The organism is Kitasatospora sp. NPDC004272 (assembly GCF_053603035.1).
Genome location: NZ_JBSGET010000001.1, coordinates 41,035 through 56,926, shown reverse-complemented (window position 1 = coordinate 56,926; position 15,892 = coordinate 41,035). Strand labels below are relative to the sequence as shown.

The window sequence follows — 15,892 nt, the reverse complement described above, 5'->3', positions numbered from 1 at the left end:
CGGTTGGGGAGCGTCGTGCGCGACTGTTGCGCGAGTAGGGGCGGTATGTCGAGGTCTGCGGCGGTCAAGGATCCCATGATCCACGGTGCCCCGAACTGAGGCATACAGGGCTTGTGACCTGCGGAAATCCCTGATTCGGGGCGGAGGATTCCCAAGCTTAGAGCGCGAGTTCGATTCTCGTCACCCGCTCCACGGTAAAGCCCCAGGTCAGCGACCTGGGGCTTCTTCGTTGTGGACGAGGGCTGGTCGGCGGGGATCAACTGGTCTGCGCTGCTGGGGTGTCGGGGCGGGGGCCGGGGCGGTCCGGGACGCGGGGCAGGGTGCGGACGGGGCGGGCGAGCAGGAGGGCGACGGGGGTGAGCAGGGCGACCAGGGTGCCGGCGGCGAGGACGTGGCCGGCGCCGAAGGCGTGCGCGGCGGGTCCGGCCAGGGCGGAGCCGAGCGGGTAGAGGCCGACCGAGCCGGCCACCTCGTAGGCGTGGACGCGGTTGAGCACCTCGCCGGGCACCTGGGTCTGGACGGCCGTGGACCACATCACGCCCCAGACCCCGAGGCCGGCGCCGACCAGCACCTGGGCGGCGGCGAGCAGCCAGACCGGGGCGTGCAGCAGGAGGGCGAGGGGGTAGAGCGGGTAGGCGAACATGGCGACCGCACCGGCCGCGAGCGGGCGCCCGGGCTTGTAGCGGATGGCGAGCAGGCCGCCGGCCACCGTGCCCGCGCCGAGCGCGCAGTTGACCAGGCCGAACGCGGTGGGGCCGTGGGTGGGCACCACGACGCCCGCGGCGAGCGAGAGTTGCGGTCCCCAGGCGAGGACGGCGTAGACCATCCAGATCAGGATCACGCCCCAGAGCCAGCTGCGGGAGCGGAACTCGTGCCAGCCGACGGCCAGGTCGTGCCAGAGCGAGTGCCCGGCGGGCGGGGCCGGGACCGGCCCCGGCCGCAGCGCGAACAGGCAGCCGGCGCTGGTGGCGTAGGCGAGCGCGGACAGCGCCATCACCCAGCCGGTGGAGCCGAAGCCGACCAGGACGCCGGCCAGCGCGGGCCCGCCCAGGCCGGTGATCGCCTCCGAGGTGCGCAGCACGCCGTTGGCGCCTTGGACGTCGCGGGAGACCAGCGGGACGGTCGAGGAGGCGCCGGGCTGGAACAGGGCGTTGGCGGTGCCCGCCAACGCGAGCAGCGCGTACAGCTGCCAGAGCCGGTCGACGCCGTGCCAGAACAGGACGGCCAGCAGGACGTGCGCGGTGAGGTTGGTCAGGTCGGCGAGGATCATCATCCGGCGGGCGGTGAACCGGTCGGCGAGGACGCCGCCGAACAGCACCAGCCCGGCGAACGGGGCGATCAGGAAGGCCATCGCGTAGCCCGCCGTGTCCAGGCCGCGGCCGGCCGAGAGCAGCCCGGCCGAGACGGCGACCGGGAGCATCGCCCAGCTGAGCAGGCCCGCGCTGCGGGCGGTGAAGTAGCGGCGGAAGTTCCGCGACCAGATGGCGGGTTCGGGAGCGGCCGGGGTCGCGGCCGCGGGGTGGTCGGTCAGACTGGCGGGCACGGCGGCGTCAGCCCTTCGGGGTGGGGGAGGAGCGCACGGCGGGGTCAGTCCTGCGCGGGGGAGGCGGGTGCCCGGCCGGTGGCGGCGGCGAGTTCGGCGCGCAGCAGGGCGTTCTCCCGTTCCAGCCGGTCGAGCCGTTCCAGCCGGTCGCGGACCGGGCCCAGGACGTCGGCGAGTTCGCGCTCGGTGAAGCGCGGGGTGATGTGCTGGGAGCAGTTCCAGGCGTGCGCCTCGACGCGGATGGTGACCAGCTGTTCGACCCGGCCCTCGGTGCGCGGGGTGGCGAGCCGCTCGGCGAGGACTGGGTCCCGGTCGGCCGGGACGGCGGTGGCGCGGCCGAACACCTTGAGGCGGGCCTGCCGGGCGTGGTCGAGGAAGAACAGGGCGACCCGGCCGTCACCGCCGCGCAGGTTGCCGGTGGTGAGGTACTGCCGGTTGCCGCGCACGTCGAGGTAGCCGAGGGTGTGCGGGTCCAGGACGTGGACGAAGCCGGGCGGGCCGCCGCGGTGCTGGACGTACGGCCAGCCGTCCTCGTTGACGGTCGCGAACAGGAAGCCGTCGAGGCCCTGGACGAAGGCGGTCTCGGCGGCGCCGAGCGGTTCGGGCCCGGCGTCGGGCGTGCGCAGCCGGCGCTCGGCTGCGTCCGCGCTGCCCATCTCCTGCTGGACGCGGCGCACGGCGGGGGTGCGGGCGAGTCGGTCGTAACGGCTCAAGGGGTCACCTCGGGGTCCGGAGGGGAGGTGCGACCACGGTAGGGAGCCGGGCTGTACGGGCGGCCGGAACCGGACTGGCGGCGAGCGGGCCGGCGGCGGTGCCGCTGAGCTGCGAAGGCGCGGCGGGGCGGAAGTTCCGTGGAACTTCCGGGTCAGTGCAGCGGAGTTCCGCCCATCGCCCGGGCGAGGTGCAGCGCCTCCCGGCGGTGCCGGACCGCGTCGGCGTCGGCCCCGAGGGCGGCGGCGGCCAGCGCGAGCACCAGGCGGGTCCGGGCCTCGCCGGGGCGGTGGCCGGTCGCGCGGTGCAGGGCGAGGGCGTCGGCGCCGGGGGCCAGGGCGGCGTGCGGCTCGCCGAGGCGGACCCGGACCCGGGCGAGGACGGTCAGGGCGTCGCCCTCGAACATGCGGAACCCGGCGTCGCGGGCCAGGACGAGGGCGCGTTCGGCCGTGCGCAGCGCGCCGCGCGGATCGCTGTCGAGCCGGGCCGCGGCGAGCCCGACCAGGGCGGCGGCCTGCGGGTGCCGGTCGCCCGCGGCCTCGGCCAGCCGCAGCGCCCCCCGGTACGCGGCCGCCGCCCCGGCGGGGCGCCGGGCGCGCAAGTACGCGGTGGCGAGGGCGAGTCGGGCGTTGGCCTGGAGCGCCCGGCTGCGGACGCCCCGGGCGACGGCGAGCGCGGTGTGGGCGAGCAACTGCCCGCTGGCGTGGTCGCCGAGGTCGGTGTGCGCGCCGGAGAGGCAGGTCAGCGCGACGGCCTCGCTGAACCGGTTGCCGTGCCGCCGGTGCACCGGCAGGGTCCGGCCGATCTCGCGGACCGCCTCGCCGGGGAGCCCGAGCGCCCGCTGCACGACCGCCAGGTTGGTCCGGGCGATGGCCTCCCGTTCGTCGGTGCCGCCGGCGTCGTTGGTGCCGTCGGTACCGTCCGGGCCGGGGGAGGCGCCGAGGACGCGGGCGGCCCGGGTGAAGTGCTCGGCGGACTCGGGCAGTCGGCCGAGCTTCCAGCAGATCAGGCCCAGCACGGTGACGTCGTCGGGGTGCGGGGCGTTCCGCCGCCCGGCCGGGTGCCGGTGGCCGGCCGGCTGATCGTCGACCGGCTGATCGCCGAGTAGCTGATCGTCAACCAGCTGATCGTCAATCAGTTGATTGTCCTCGCCCGATTGATCGGTATCGCACAACGCATTGATGTCGGCCCCCACCCGGACGGCCTGCGTGACCGGCCCGGCCACCCGCTGCACGCCCCGTTCGGTCTCCGGCTCTGCCGCCAGCCCCGCCGCGTACGGGTGGAGCAGGCCGGGCAGCCGGTGGTGGCCGGGGGGCTGCTCCCGGACGAGGTGGGCGTCGGCGAGGCGGGCCAGCAGGGCGGCGGCCCCGGGGCGGTCGGTGCCGGTGAGGGCGGCGGCCTCGTCGGTGCCGAGACCGGGGGCGGGGGCCGAGCCGAGGAGGCGGAACAGTCGGCGGGCGGGGGCGGGGAGGGCGCGGTAGGAGAGGTCGAAGGCGGCGCGGAGGCCGGTGCGCGGGTCGTCGGCGAGGTCGAGCCGGGCGAGCAGGGCGGCGTCGGGCCCGGCGGGGGCGTAGTCGGCGAGGGCGGTCCCGCGGGAGGCCAGGTCGGCGGCGGCGATCCGCAGGGCCAGCGGGAGGCCGCCGCAGGCGTGGACGAGCCGGCGGGCGGCGGTGGGTTCGGCGGCGACCCGGCCGGGGCCGAGGACGGTGCCGAGCAGCAGGGCGCCCTCCGCCGGGTCGAGGGCGTCCAGGGTGAGGCGGCGGGCGCCGTCGGCGGCGAGCAGGCCGGTGAGGCGGTTGCGGCCGGTGACCAGGACGGCGCAGCCGGGGGCGCCGGGGAGCAGCGGGCGGACCTGTTCGGCGTCGCGGGCGTCGTCGAGGACGATCAGCACCCGGCGGTCGGCGAGCAGCGTGCGGTAGAGCGCGGCGGCCTCGTCCGGGTCGGCGGGCAGCCGGTCGGGCGGGGTGCCGAGGGCGCGCAGGAAGCGGGCGAGCAGGTCGTCCGGGTGCGGGGCGGGCCGGGGGGAGTGCCCGCGCAGGTCGGCGTGCAGCTGTCCGTCCGGGAAGCGGTCGCGGTGCCGGTGCGCCCAGTGGGTGACGAGGGCGGTCTTGCCGATGCCGGGCGGGCCGGTCACCAGGACGAGCGGCGGGCGGTCGGCCGGCCCGGTCGGGTCGCCGGGGCCGGCCGGGAGCAGGCCGTCGAGTTCGCGCAGCTTCCGGTGCCGCCCGACTAACTGCCCGGGTACGTAAGGGAGTTGGGCGGGCTTCGGGAGGGCGTCGAGCGGGCGCGGCGCGGACGGGCCGGTGGCGGGCGGGCGGTCGGCGGGCGGGCTGCCGGCGGCCAGGTCGGTGGTGGAGCGGCCGGTGGTGGAGCGGCGGTCGGCGGGGCGCCCCGCCGGGTTGCGCGGGCCGCGTAGGACCCGCAGGTGGGCGTCGTGGAGTTCGGGGCCGGGGGTGACGCCGAGCTCCTCGTCGAGCCGGGTGCGCAGCCGGGTGTAGGTGTCGAGGGCGGCGGCCTGGTGGCCGCTCGCGGCGAGGGTGAGGACCAGCCGGGCGTGCAGGGCCTCGTGCAGGGGCTCGGTGTGGGCCAGCTCCCGGAGCAGCGGGACGGCCTGTTCGGGGCGGTGCAGCAGCAGGGCTGTGTCGGCGTGCAGCAGGGCGGCGCGGATCCGGCGTTCGTTGGCGGCGACCGCGGCGGGGTGCCGGCGCAGGGCGGGGTCGGCGTCGGCGAGGACGGGACCGCGCCAGTGCCGCAGGGCGCGGGTGAGGTCCCGGTGGGCGGCGTCCGGGTCGGGGGCGTGCCACAGGCAGGTGGTGCGGGTCATCAGGTCGTCGAAGCGGCCGAGGTCGGTCCGGTGCCGGGGCAGGCCGAGCCGGTAGCCGGTGGGGGTGCGGACGACGCCGGCCGCGGGGTCGTCGGGGGTTCCGCGGCCTCCGGGGTCTTCGGGGCCGAGCAGTCGGCGCAGCCGGCTGACGTGGGTGTGCAGCAGGCTCTGCTGCGAGTCCGGCGGTCCGGCGGGCCACAGGGTGTCGGTGATCTCCTGCCGGGTGGCGGCGGCGGGGTGGGTGAGGGCGAGCAGGCCGAGCAGGCGGCGCAGGGTGGGGCTGCCGATCGGCACGGTGTCGCGGCCGCGGCGCAGCAGCAGCGGGCCGAGCAGCAGCAGGGTGGTGCCGCGGCCGGTGCCGGGCGGGCCGTCGTCCCGGGCGGCGCTCCGCAGCGCGTCGGCCTGCGGTCCGGTCAGGGCGAGCGCGTCGACGAGGCGCTGGACGGTGGACTCCCGGGGTCGGCGGACCCGGTCGTGTTCGAGGTCGCGCAGCGCCCGGGCGCTCAGTCCGGCCCGGGCGGCGGCGGTCTGCTGGCTGAGCCCGGCGCGGGTGCGCAGGTCGCGCAGCAGCGCCCCGAAACCGGCCGGGTCGGCCGGATCGGCCGGTTGCTGCTCCGTCATGACGCCCCCTCGGTTCCGGACGATCAGTGTGGGTTCCGCCGACAGCCCCGGGCAAGGCACCCGGGCAAGGCACCCGGGCAAGGCACCCGGGCAAGGCACCCGGGCAAGGCACCCGGGCGGGGCGCCCGGACGGGGCGCCCGGGCGGGGCAGCCGAGGCGGGGCCGTCCAGGTGCTGGGACGGGTCCGGAAGACCCCTGGGAAGGCATGTGGAGGCTGCATATGCTCGGGGGCGTCAAGATCGCTGCTGGGGCGGTCAGTTCGAGCGGAACACGGTATGGAGGCCGCGGTGACTGTCTGTGTGATCGGTGCGGGGCTGTCGGGATTGGCGGCGGCGTACGCGCTGCGCGAGCGCGGACTTGACTTCGTCTGCCTGGAGAAGTCGCCGGGGGTGGGCGGGATCTGGCGGCGGCCGTCGGCGGGCGAGCCCGGCCCGGCGTACCAGGCGCTGCACCTGAACAGCGCCAAGCAGTTGACGGGTTTCGCGGCGTTCCCGATGTCCGACGAGCTGCCGCTCTACCCGCGGCACAGCGACGTGGCCGGGTATCTGCGGGAGTTCGCCGAGTGGGCGGGGCTGCTGCCGTACGTCGAGTTCCGCACCGAGGTGGTGTCGGTGCGTCAGGACGGCCACGGCGGTTGGACGGTGGTGAGCCGGGACGCCTCGGGGCTGGAGACCCGGCGGGTGTTCGACCAGGTGGTGGTGGCTTCCGGGCACCACAACGTGCCGGCGATGCCGGACCCGCTGCCGCCGGGCGCGGAGTCCTTCACCGGGGCGCTGCTGCACTCCTCGGACTTCATGGACGGCCGGGACTTCGCCGGGCAGCGGGTGGTCGTGGTGGGCATGGGCGCGTCCGGGGTGGACGTCGCGGCGGACCTGTCCCGGTACGCGGCCCGGACGGTGCTCTCGGTGCGCCGGGGCCTGCACGTCATCCCGAAGCAGCTGTACGGCATGTCGGTGGACCTGATAGCGGAGGCGCCCTGGTTCACCGCCAAGTCCCTGGAGGAGCAGCGGGATTTCGTGGAGCAGGCCCTGGAGGTGGCGCGCGGCCGGATGTCGGACTACGGGCTGCCCGAGCCGGACCACCGGATCTTCTCCTCCGCGGTGACCATCTCGGACGAGATCCTGAGCCGGATCCGGCACGGCGCGGTGCTGCCGAAGCCCGGTGTCGCCTCGCTGGAGGGCTCTACCGTCCGGTTCGCGGACGGGAGTTCGACGGAGGCGGACGCGGTGGTGTTCTGCACCGGGTTCGACTGGCGGTTCGGGTTCCTCCCGGACGGCCACCCGGCGGGCGCGGCCGGTCCGGTCCGGCTGTACCGGCGGGTGGTGGCGCCGCAGTGGCCGGGGTTGCTGTTCCTGGGGCTGATCCGTCCGGTGGGGTCGATCACCAGGCTGGTGGAGGCGCAGGCGCAGTGGGTGGCGCGGCTGCTGTCCGGGGAGGCGCTGCTGCCCGCGGCGGACGTGATGGGCAAGGAGATCGACGGGTACCTGGCCGGGATCGAGCGCCGGTACGGGCTGTCGACGGGGTCCTCGATCCAGGTGGACGTCGGCTCGTACCTGCGGGAGCTGCGGGAGGCGTAGCCGCGACGGGGGGAGCGGAGCCGCCCGTGGGTGGGGGTGCCACGGCGGCTCCGCCCGCTGTCCCGTTCAGGGGCGGACGTCGGTCGGCGGTCACAGGGGAGGGACGGCCGGCCGGGGGGTCAGCGGATGTTCGGGGGACGGACCCGGTACGCCTCGGAGGAGAGGTACGCGGTGACCCGCGGCGTGCGGCCGTGCTGGTGGGCCAGGGCGAGGTAGGAGATCAGTCCGACGCCGTCCTCCAGCGGGCGCGGCGTCAGCGCGCCGAGGGCGTCGCGCAGGCCGGCCGGGTCGATGCCGTAGCGGTCGAGCAGCAGGACCGCGCGGTCGAGCACCTCGCCGTCGTGCCGGGCGTAGTCGCGGACCGGCACGTACGCGGTGAACGCCCCGGCCGGGCCGGCGGTGTCGGTGTAGCCGTGGCAGGTCTGGACGGGGCGTAACGCGAGACGGGGGTTCTCGCGGGGACCGAGTCCGGCCGCGGTGCGGACGAAGGACTCCAGTTCGTCGGGGGTGGGGCCGTCCGGTGTCCGGCCGAGGGAGCGGGCGCCGGTCGGGGTGAGGCCGTGGTGGCTGGTGTAGATCTTGAGCCGGGGCTCGGGCCAGTCGCCGAGGTCGAGGGCGAGGAAGAGCAGTTGGTCGCCCTCGGGCAGGTCGGCGTCGGCGTGGTGGTGGCCGAGCCGGCGCAGGGCGGTGCGGACGGTCTCCTCGGCCCGGCGGGCGCCGTTGGCGGCCGGGTTGAGGTACGCCTTCATCCGCGGGGTGCCGCCGGGGAGCAGCTCCAGGGCGATCCACAGGGAGAAGCAGCCCTGCGGCGCGTCCGGGAGGAACAGGTCGGAGACGGCGTCGAGCTGTTCGGTGGAGATCCCCCAGTGGCCGGCCAGTCCGCGCAGGGCGCGCTGGGCGAGGAGGCTGCTCTCGGCGGGGGTGCCGAAGCCGCTGGCGGGTTCGAACAGCACGCGCAGGGTGGGGGCGCGGTCGGGGGAGAAGGACAGCGAGAACTCGACCGGGGTGTGGTCGTCGGAGAGGAAGGACGGGATGCCGGGCGGCAGGTGGAGCGGGCGCTCGGAGACCGGGCCGAGGGCGGCGTTGACGGCGCGGGCGTAGGCGGCGGACTCGGCGGCCCCCAGGCCCGCGAGGTCGCACAGGGCCAGGAGTTGGCGGGCGGTGTGGGCGCCCACCGTCCTGGTCGTCGGTCTGGACGGGCAGAGCGTTTCCGGGCGGTCGGCGGTTCGTAGGAGAGGACGGGGCGGACGGCCGCCGCCCCCTCGTACCGGGCCGGGTATCGGCGGGTGCGAGGGGGCGGCGGTAGGAGGCCAGGCGTCCTTGGAGACTCTCTCCACGACACCCTCCTGTTCTCGGTCAGTGGGCAACCGCATGTGGCGGAGGCAATTGCGCAGCTGAATACCCGAGTCGTTCAGTGTTCATGCGGTGACCGGAAGGTGATTACTGTTGCAAAGATCACTTGGTCAACCAGTTGAGGAACTGGCTCCAACGACCCGTCTTCTCGCTTGCCCTGGGCTTGTCCTGACGGTCCGTCGCGTTCGCGGCGGGCACCGGGCGGGCCGCCTCGACCGGGGTGAACCGGGTGGGCAGCGCGACCAGGCCGCGGTTGAACGGGCCCGGGCGCCAGCTCAGGCTGCTCTCCGGGACGGCCAGTTCGATGTCCGGCAGCTTGTTGAACAGGTTCTCGATCGCGGTCATGGCGATCTGCCGCGCCGGGTCCTTGGAGGGGCAGGCGTGCGGTCCGGCGCTCCAGGCCAGGTGCGCCCGGCTGCCGACCTTCCGCTCGCCGGCCAGGATCGGGCTGCGGTTGGCGGCCGCGAAGGAGACCAGCATCAGGTCGCCGGCCTTCAGCTGCTCGCCCGCGAACTCGGTGTCCACCGCCGGGTAGTGCGGGGCGAGGTTCGCCATCGGCGGGTTCTCCCACAGCGTGTCGTCGATCGCCTCGTAGATCAGGCCGCCCTGGTGGGCGTACGCGTCGTGGGTGAGCAGCCGGTGCAGGGTGGACCCGATGAAGTTGCCCTCCGGGTCGGTCCCCGACAGCAGCAGGGCGAGCTGGTGGACCATCTCCTCGTCGGTGAGCCGCGAGGTGTGCTCCATCATCCAGGAGGCGACGTCGTCGCCCGGACGGCTGCGCTTGAGCGCGACCAGTTCGCCGACGGCGCCGTACAGCACCTCGGCGGCCTGTTCGGCGTTGATGCCGTCGAACATGTTGGAGATGCCGAACAGCACCCGGTCGCCGATGTCGGCGGGGCAGCCGAACAGCTCGTTGAAGACGAACAGCGGCAGCTGCCGGGCGTAGCTGCCGACCAGGTCGACCGAGCCGCGGTAGCCGAACTGGGCGATGAGGAAGTCCGAGACCTGCTGGGTGACCCGGGCCAGGCGGCGGGTGTCGATCCGGGCCATGGTGTCGGTGATCGCCTGGCGCAGCCGCAGGTGCTCGGCGCCGTCGGCGAACATGGCGTTGGGCCGGTGCATGAGCAGCGGCACCACCGGGCTGTCCATCGGGACGGCACCCTCGTTGAACTCGCGCCAGCGCCGCCCGTCCTTGCGGAAGGTGGCGGAGTCCTGCAGCAGCTGCAGGGCGGCCGAGTACTCGGTCACCAGGGTGGCGTTGACCCCGGGGGCGAGCTCGACCGGAGCGGTGGCGCCGTAGTGCCGCAGGTAGTCGTAGTAGGACTGCGGGTTGGCGGCGAAGTCCGGCCCGTACAGCGGCACTCGGCCGCCGTGGGCCGGGCACCCGGGCGGGGGTACCGGGGCGGAGGAGTGAGCGTCCATGACTGCGTGTTGCTCCTAGCTGGCGCGGTCCAGCAAATAGCGGACGAGAGTGGTGAGTGCGGCGGCCGACGATTGCTCGTTGCGCGCGTCGCAGGTGACGACCGGGGTTTCGTCGAGCAGGTCGAGCGCCTCCCGCAGCGCCCGTTCGGCGCGTTCCGGGTTGCCGTCGAAGTGGTTGACGGCGATGGCGTAGTCCAGGCCGTACTGCTCGATCAGGTCGATGACGGGGAAGGAGTCGGCGAGGCGTTCGGGGTCGACCAGGATCAGTGCGCCGAGGGCGCCCCGGGCCATGTCCTCCCACATCTGGACGAAGCGGGTCTGGCCCGGGGTGCCGAACAGGTACAGCACCACGCGTTCGCTGAGGGTGAGCCGGCCGAAGTCCAGGGCGACCGTGGTGGTGGTCTTGCCCCGGACGCCCTTGAGGTCGTCGACGCTCTCGGAGACCCGGGTCATGGTCTCTTCGGTGGACAGCGGCTCGATCTCGGAGATCGATCCGATGAAGGTGGTCTTGCCGACGGCGAAGTGCCCGACGACGAGGATCTTCACGGCGGTCTGGGTCGCACCGCCGGGGACGTAGTCGTCGGTGGTCAGGTCGCGGCGGTCAGCCGAACTTGCGGGTGAGCCCATTGAGCACCTCCTCCAGAAGGTCCTTGTCGGCGTTCCGGGCCCGGGGGACCGGCGGACGGGTCATCAGGTGGCCGCTCTCGGTGAGCGAGGCCAGCACGATCCGGACCACGCCCAGCGGGAGCCGGGTGTGGCCCGCCACCTCGGCGACCGACAGGTAGCCGGCCGAGCAGATGTCGAGCAGCCGCTCCTCCTCCGGCGTGAGCCGGGTGGGGCGGCGCCCCTCGGTCGGGGCTGCGGTGACCAGGGTGATCAGGGAGAGCTCCTGGTCGTCGGGCAGCTCCCGGCCCTTGGTGATGACGTAGGCGCGGACTAAGTCCACCGGCTCGAACTCGAAGTCCTCGCCGCCCGCCCTCACCGGCGGGCCCCGAGGTCCTCGCGCGGCGGGGCGGCGAGGAACTTGCCGAGCTGGCCGACGAGTTGCTGCATCCGGAAGGTGATGTCCTGCATGTCGACGTCCGGCAGCGCGGAGACGCCGAGGTAGGCGCCGTCACCGGCGGAGATCAGGAACACCCAGCCGCCGTCGAACTCGACCAGGGTCTGCTGCCAGCGCTGGGTCGGGTTGTCGCAGAAGAAGCCGAGCGAGCGGCTGAGCGACTGCACGCCGCTCATCGCGGCGGCCACCCGGTCCGCGTTGTCCTTGTCGATGTCCCTGGTGCGGGCCATCAGCAGGCCGTCGGCGGAGATCAGGACCGCGTGCAGGGCCCCCGGGATCTCCAGCGCGCTGTCGAGCATCCAAGACAGATCGTCGTTCACGAGAACTCATGCCCTTCACTGCTTGCACCGCGGGTGCTGGTCGTCTGGTTCGCGTCGTCCCGCTGGGTGGCGCGACCGGACCTGGTGCCGCGCTGGAAGGCCCCCAGGATCGCCGCGGTCTGCTCACCGGAACGGGAAGCGGCCGGGGCGGACGCCGCGGGCGCGCCGTAGGGGGCGGGTTCGGTGGCCGGGACGATCGCCATCGGCCGCTTGCGGCGGCGGATCGGCAGGCCGTCCTCGGTGGCGCCGAACGACTCGGCCGCCGGGGGAGGAACCGCGGCGGCGGGCAGCGCGGCCGGCTGCGCTGCCGGTCGTGCCGCGGGAACGGGTGCCTGGGCCGGGGCCTGGGCGCCCGGGTGGGCGGAGCCGGTGGCGGCGGACGGCTGGGGACGCCGCTCGGGCATGCCGGTCAGCAGCTCGTGCGGCAGCAGCAGCACGGAGCGGACGCCGCCGTACGGGGAGGAGGAGTCCACCGAGACCTCGAAGCCGAAGCGCTCGGAGAGCACGCCGATCACCGCGAGGCCGAACTGCGGGGGGTTGCCGAGGCCGGCGACGCCGGTGACCCGCTCGGTGGTCAACAGCCTTTCTGCGCGGGCCCGTTCCTCGTCGTTCATGCCGACGCCGGCGTCGTCCACCACGATCACCACGCCCTTGGGCACGGTGCGGATGTTGATCTCCACCACGGTGTCGGGGCTGGAGTACGAGGTCGCGTTGTCGAGCAGCTCGGCCAGCGCCAGGGCGACCGGTTCCACCGCCCGGCTGGAGATGCCGAAGTCCACCTGGGAGAGGATCTCCACCCGGCGGTAGTGCCGGATGCGGCCCTGGGCGGAACGCACCACGTCGTACACCGAGGCGACGTCGCGGTGGCGGCCGAGCCAGCCGCCGCACAGGACGGCGATGGACTGGGCGCGGCGGCCGAACTGGGAGTTGGTGTGGTCGACCTCCAGCAGGTCCTGCAGGATGACCGACTCGCCGTACTTGCCCTGCAAGCGGGAGAGGACCAACTGCTGTTCCGCGGCGAGGCCCTGGAGCGTCCGCATGGCGGACTTCAATACCGTTCTGGTTGCTTCGTCCGCTTGTTCCTGAGCGGAGGCGACCGACTGCGTATAGTGGTGCTCCAGGTCGGTGTAGTGCTCCCGGAGCCCGTCGATCTCCTGTCGGAGCGCCGCGGACGCCTTGCGCTGGCGGACCACGACGAGGACCGCGGCGGCCAGGACGAGGAAGAGAACCCAGAGCAACGGGTTCGCTGTGTATTTCGTCATAAGACTCTCTTCAGGCGACTGGCGGCCGACTGCTGAATCCCCGACATCGCAGGGTGAACCCGCCGCTCCCCCAAGCGGGATGATCGTATCATCGGGCGAACAGGTGAACGATCGTCCACATGAATGTGAAGATCCGTCTCATCCCGGATGGACAGGGGTAGTTGGAACCCCAGGTCAGTGCCCTGATTCCGGGTCAACCCGACCCTCGGACGAGCCGCTCCGGCCCGCGCATCGCCTCCCACCGGGCCGTTTATCACAGGGCGCCGGGGTCGGGTGGGACCGACGCGGAGGTTCGGGGGATTTTCTGACGAAACCTCAAGGAGCCGGTCGGCGGACTGCTATCCGGCCACCTGCGGCCAGGGCGCCACGGGGCGCAACCCTCCGTTAAGGCGCGGTCATTCGGTTCACCCCGCCCCCGCACCGTGCACACCGGTTCTGCACCGAACCCGCCGCCTGTGTGCGCCGCGCGCGCGTCGGCCCCCGGGCACCCGGCCGGGCACCCGGGGGCCGACGCGCGCTCAGCCGACCAGGCCGGCCAGCTCCGCCACCACCGCGCCGAGCGCCACCTCGCGGACGGCGCCGTCCGCCCGGGCGGTCAGCTCCACCACCCCGGCGGCCAGCGAACGCGCGCCGACCGTCAGCCGCCAGGGCACGCCGATCAGTTCGGCGTCGGCGAACTTCACCCCGGGCCGCTCCGCCCGGTCGTCCAGCAGCACCCGCACGCCCGCCGCGCCCAACTCCCCGTACAGCCGCTCGGCGGCCCCGGCGACCGTGCCGTCCCGGTCCGGCAGCACCGTCAGCACCAGGTCGAACGGGGCGACCGCGGCGGGCCAGCGGATGCCCCGCCCGTCGTGGTGCGCCTCCACCAGGGCGGCCAGCACCCGCTCCACGCCGATGCCGTAACTGCCCATCAGCGGCACCACCCGCTCGCCGCCGGGCCCGGAGACCGCCACGTCCAGCGCCTCGGTGTAGCGGCGGCCGAGCTGGAAGATGTGCCCGACCTCGATGGTGCGCAGCACCTCCAGGGCCGCCCCGCACTCCGCGCAGGGCTCGCCCGCCGCGACCTCCCGCAGGTCCGCCCAGCGGTCGACCGCGACGTCCCGCCCGACCGACACCCCGCGCAGGTGGACGCCGTCCCGGTTGGCCCCGCAGGTCAGGCCGGTGCGGCCGCGCAGCGCTCCGTCCGCGACCACCGGCAGGCCGTGCCCGCCCAGCGGGCCCAGGCTGCCGGGGGACGCGCCGAGCGCCGCGGTGATCTCCTCGGCGGTCGCGGGCCGGACGGCCGAGGCGCCCAGCGCGTCCAGCAGCTTCTGCTCGACCAGGGCGTGGTCGCCGCGCAGCAGCACCAGCGTCAGCGCCCCGTCGACCACCTGCACCAGGGTCTTCAACTGCCGCTCGGGCGCGACGCCGTGCCGCTCCGCCAGCTCCTCGATGCTGCGCGCCGAGGGCGTCGCGAACTCCTCGGGCGCCTCCTCGCCGGACGGGTCGGCGACGGCGGGCAGCGCGGACAGCGCCTTCTCGGTGTTGGCCGCGTACCCGCAGCCCGGGCAGCGCACCACCAGGTCCTCGCCGGCCTCCGAGGGGCTCATGAACTCCACCGAGGCGCTGCCGCCCATGGTGCCGCTGGAGGCCCGCACCCCGAACGCGGGCAGCCCGAGCCGCTCGAAGATCCGCAGGTACGCCTGCCGGTGCGCCTCGAAGGAGCGCTCCAGCCCGGCCTCGTCGAGGTCGAAGCTGTACGAGTCCTTCATGGTGAACTCGCGCACCCGCAGCAGGCCCGAGCGGGGCCGCGCCTCGTCCCGGAACTTGGTCTGGAACTGGTACCAGACCTGCGGCAGCTGCCGGTACGAGCGCAACTCCTCGGCGAGGTGGGCGAACACCTCCTCGTGGGTCATCCCGAGGGCCTGCTCGGCGCCCTTGCGGTCGGTCAGGCGGAACATCTCCTCGCCCATCGACTCCCAGCGCCCGGTGCGCCGCCACAGCTCGGCCGGGTGCAGCGCGGGCAGCAGGAACTCCTGCGCCCCGATCCGCTCCATCTCCTCGCGGACCACCGCGACGATCCGGGCCCGGACCCGGGCCGCCAGCGGGAGCAGCGAGTAGTGGCCGGCGGACAACTGCCGCACGTACCCGGCGCGGACCAGCAGCCGGTGGCTCGCGGCGTCGGCGTCGGCCGGGTCCTCCCGCAGGGTGGGTACGTACAACTGCGACCAGCGCATGGGACACCGTCCTCTCGGCCCGCGGAAAAGGAGTTCGGAGTCTACGCGCGGAGCGGAGCGGCCCGCTCCGAATAAATCCGCGTCGTCGCAGGTGGCGGGCGGTGGTCGGGCGCGGGGCCGGGCCGGGCCGGGCCGTTGGGATTCTCCGGGACCCTCAGGGCTTCTTCGGGACGAAGCAGACCGTGAAGCTCTTCCGCTTCCTGGTCTCCGAGTACCAGCCGGGGTGCTCCGGCATCGAGCTGCAGGCGGTGGTGTCGCTGCTCTGCACCACCTTGACCACCTTGTAGGTGGCCTTGGCGTCGGTGCACGGCACCACGGTGAAGCTGGGCCGGACCGAGCTGCCGCCGGACTTGTACATGCAGTCGCCGACCTTGGCGGTGCTCGCGCCGTTGTTCGGCACGAACAGCCAGAAGACGAGCATCGCGATCGCGCCCAGCCCGGCCGTGACCAGCGACAGGACCTGCTTGGGCCGCCAGCGGGACACGGTGCGCGCCCCGTAGCCGCCGGGGGGCGCGTACACCACCGGCTGGCCGGGCGCGCCCTGCGGCGGCGGGTACTGGCCCGGCGGCGGGGCGTACTGCCCGGGCGGCGGGTACTGCGCCTGCGGCGGCGGGTAGCCACCGGCCTGCGGCGGGGGGTACTGGCCCGGCGGCGGGTACGGGCCGGGCTGCTGGGCGTACGGGCCGGGCTGCTGGGCGTACGGGCCGGGCTGCTGGGCGTACGGACCGGGCGGCGGCGGGTAGCCACCGGCCTGCGGCGGGGGGTACTGGCCCGGCGGCGGGTAGTGGCCAGGCTGGGGAGTGCTCACGGAGTGCTTCCTTCACGGCGCGAAAGGCGTACGGCCGACGAAGCGTAGTCACGCGTTCGGGAAGGAATGCGGCAACAACGGGGAAAGTATTGCCCGCTCTTTACCTGAATATCGCCAGGAACCCGGCATCTGCCCATGAATTGCCCGCGCATTGCGAAGCGGCCCGGAGTGGTTA

The 15,892-nt window shown here is 74.4% G+C and carries 12 protein-coding genes; 1 reads left to right on the top strand and 11 read right to left on the bottom strand.

Annotation, left to right across the window (positions count from 1 at the left end; translation table 11 throughout):
• Positions 1-256: 256 nt before the first annotated feature.
• The 3 genes from ACWEO5_RS00250 to ACWEO5_RS00240 form a co-directional block, all read right to left on the bottom strand.
• On the bottom strand, positions 257-1,543 hold the full coding sequence (locus tag ACWEO5_RS00250) for an MFS transporter (RefSeq protein WP_452158617.1): 1,287 nt from the start codon (positions 1,541-1,543) through the stop codon (positions 257-259).
• Positions 1,544-1,587: 44 nt separating this feature from the next.
• On the bottom strand, positions 1,588-2,256 hold the full coding sequence (locus tag ACWEO5_RS00245) for a pyridoxamine 5'-phosphate oxidase family protein (RefSeq protein ID WP_344549705.1): 669 nt from the start codon (positions 2,254-2,256) through the stop codon (positions 1,588-1,590).
• A gap of 152 nt (positions 2,257-2,408) precedes the next feature.
• Positions 2,409-5,699 carry a BTAD domain-containing putative transcriptional regulator gene (locus tag ACWEO5_RS00240; protein WP_452158614.1) on the bottom strand — a complete coding sequence of 1,097 codons (3,291 nt, stop codon included), beginning with the start codon at positions 5,697-5,699 and terminating at the stop codon, positions 2,409-2,411.
• 287 nt (positions 5,700-5,986) lie between these two features.
• Between ACWEO5_RS00240 and ACWEO5_RS00235 the strand changes: the two genes are divergently transcribed.
• Positions 5,987-7,276: a flavin-containing monooxygenase gene (locus ACWEO5_RS00235; protein WP_344549703.1), complete on the top strand. Its 1,290-nt coding sequence runs from the start codon at positions 5,987-5,989 to the stop codon at positions 7,274-7,276.
• 119 nt (positions 7,277-7,395) lie between these two features.
• On the opposite strand, the gene ACWEO5_RS00230 is transcribed toward ACWEO5_RS00235, so the two are convergent.
• The 8 genes from ACWEO5_RS00230 to ACWEO5_RS00195 form a co-directional block, all read right to left on the bottom strand.
• Entirely contained in the window at positions 7,396-8,451 is a 1,056-nt protein-coding gene (locus ACWEO5_RS00230; protein ID WP_452158612.1) for a tryptophan dimethylallyltransferase family protein, read from the bottom strand.
• 280 nt (positions 8,452-8,731) lie between these two features.
• Positions 8,732-10,051 carry a cytochrome P450 gene (locus ACWEO5_RS00225; RefSeq protein ID WP_452158610.1) on the bottom strand — a complete coding sequence of 440 codons (1,320 nt, stop codon included), beginning with the start codon at positions 10,049-10,051 and terminating at the stop codon, positions 8,732-8,734.
• A 15-nt stretch (positions 10,052-10,066) separates the two neighbouring features.
• The gene (locus ACWEO5_RS00220) at positions 10,067-10,678 is read right to left on the bottom strand and encodes a GTP-binding protein (protein ID WP_344549700.1); all 612 of its coding nucleotides are present in this window, start codon (positions 10,676-10,678) and stop codon (positions 10,067-10,069) included.
• Positions 10,653-11,033: a DUF742 domain-containing protein gene (locus ACWEO5_RS00215; protein WP_344549699.1), complete on the bottom strand. Its 381-nt coding sequence runs from the start codon at positions 11,031-11,033 to the stop codon at positions 10,653-10,655. Before ACWEO5_RS00215 ends, ACWEO5_RS00220 begins: the two co-directional genes overlap by 26 nt.
• On the bottom strand, positions 11,030-11,431 hold the full coding sequence (locus ACWEO5_RS00210; protein ID WP_033214323.1) for a roadblock/LC7 domain-containing protein: 402 nt from the start codon (positions 11,429-11,431) through the stop codon (positions 11,030-11,032). Before ACWEO5_RS00210 ends, ACWEO5_RS00215 begins: the two co-directional genes overlap by 4 nt.
• The gene (locus ACWEO5_RS00205; RefSeq protein ID WP_452158607.1) at positions 11,428-12,693 is read right to left on the bottom strand and encodes an ATP-binding protein; all 1,266 of its coding nucleotides are present in this window, start codon (positions 12,691-12,693) and stop codon (positions 11,428-11,430) included. The genes ACWEO5_RS00210 and ACWEO5_RS00205 overlap by 4 nt, the downstream gene beginning before the upstream one ends.
• A gap of 518 nt (positions 12,694-13,211) precedes the next feature.
• The gene (locus ACWEO5_RS00200; protein ID WP_452158605.1) at positions 13,212-14,909 is read right to left on the bottom strand and encodes a proline--tRNA ligase; all 1,698 of its coding nucleotides are present in this window, start codon (positions 14,907-14,909) and stop codon (positions 13,212-13,214) included.
• 154 nt (positions 14,910-15,063) lie between these two features.
• Positions 15,064-15,717: an LppU/SCO3897 family protein gene (locus tag ACWEO5_RS00195; RefSeq protein WP_452158603.1), complete on the bottom strand. Its 654-nt coding sequence runs from the start codon at positions 15,715-15,717 to the stop codon at positions 15,064-15,066.
• Positions 15,718-15,892: the final 175 nt, after the last annotated feature.

Bases quoted from the DNA above. Each gene is read 5' to 3' on its own strand.
- ACWEO5_RS00240 (WP_452158614.1), bottom strand. From the start codon at position 5,699: ATGACGGAGCAGCAACCGGCCGATCCGGCCGACCCGGCCGGTTTCGGG.
- ACWEO5_RS00220 (WP_344549700.1), bottom strand. From the start codon at position 10,678: ATGGGCTCACCCGCAAGTTCGGCTGACCGCCGCGACCTGACCACCGAC.
- ACWEO5_RS00225 (WP_452158610.1), bottom strand. From the start codon at position 10,051: ATGGACGCTCACTCCTCCGCCCCGGTACCCCCGCCCGGGTGCCCGGCC.
- ACWEO5_RS00200 (WP_452158605.1), bottom strand. From the start codon at position 14,909: ATGCGCTGGTCGCAGTTGTACGTACCCACCCTGCGGGAGGACCCGGCC.
- ACWEO5_RS00205 (WP_452158607.1), bottom strand. From the start codon at position 12,693: ATGACGAAATACACAGCGAACCCGTTGCTCTGGGTTCTCTTCCTCGTC.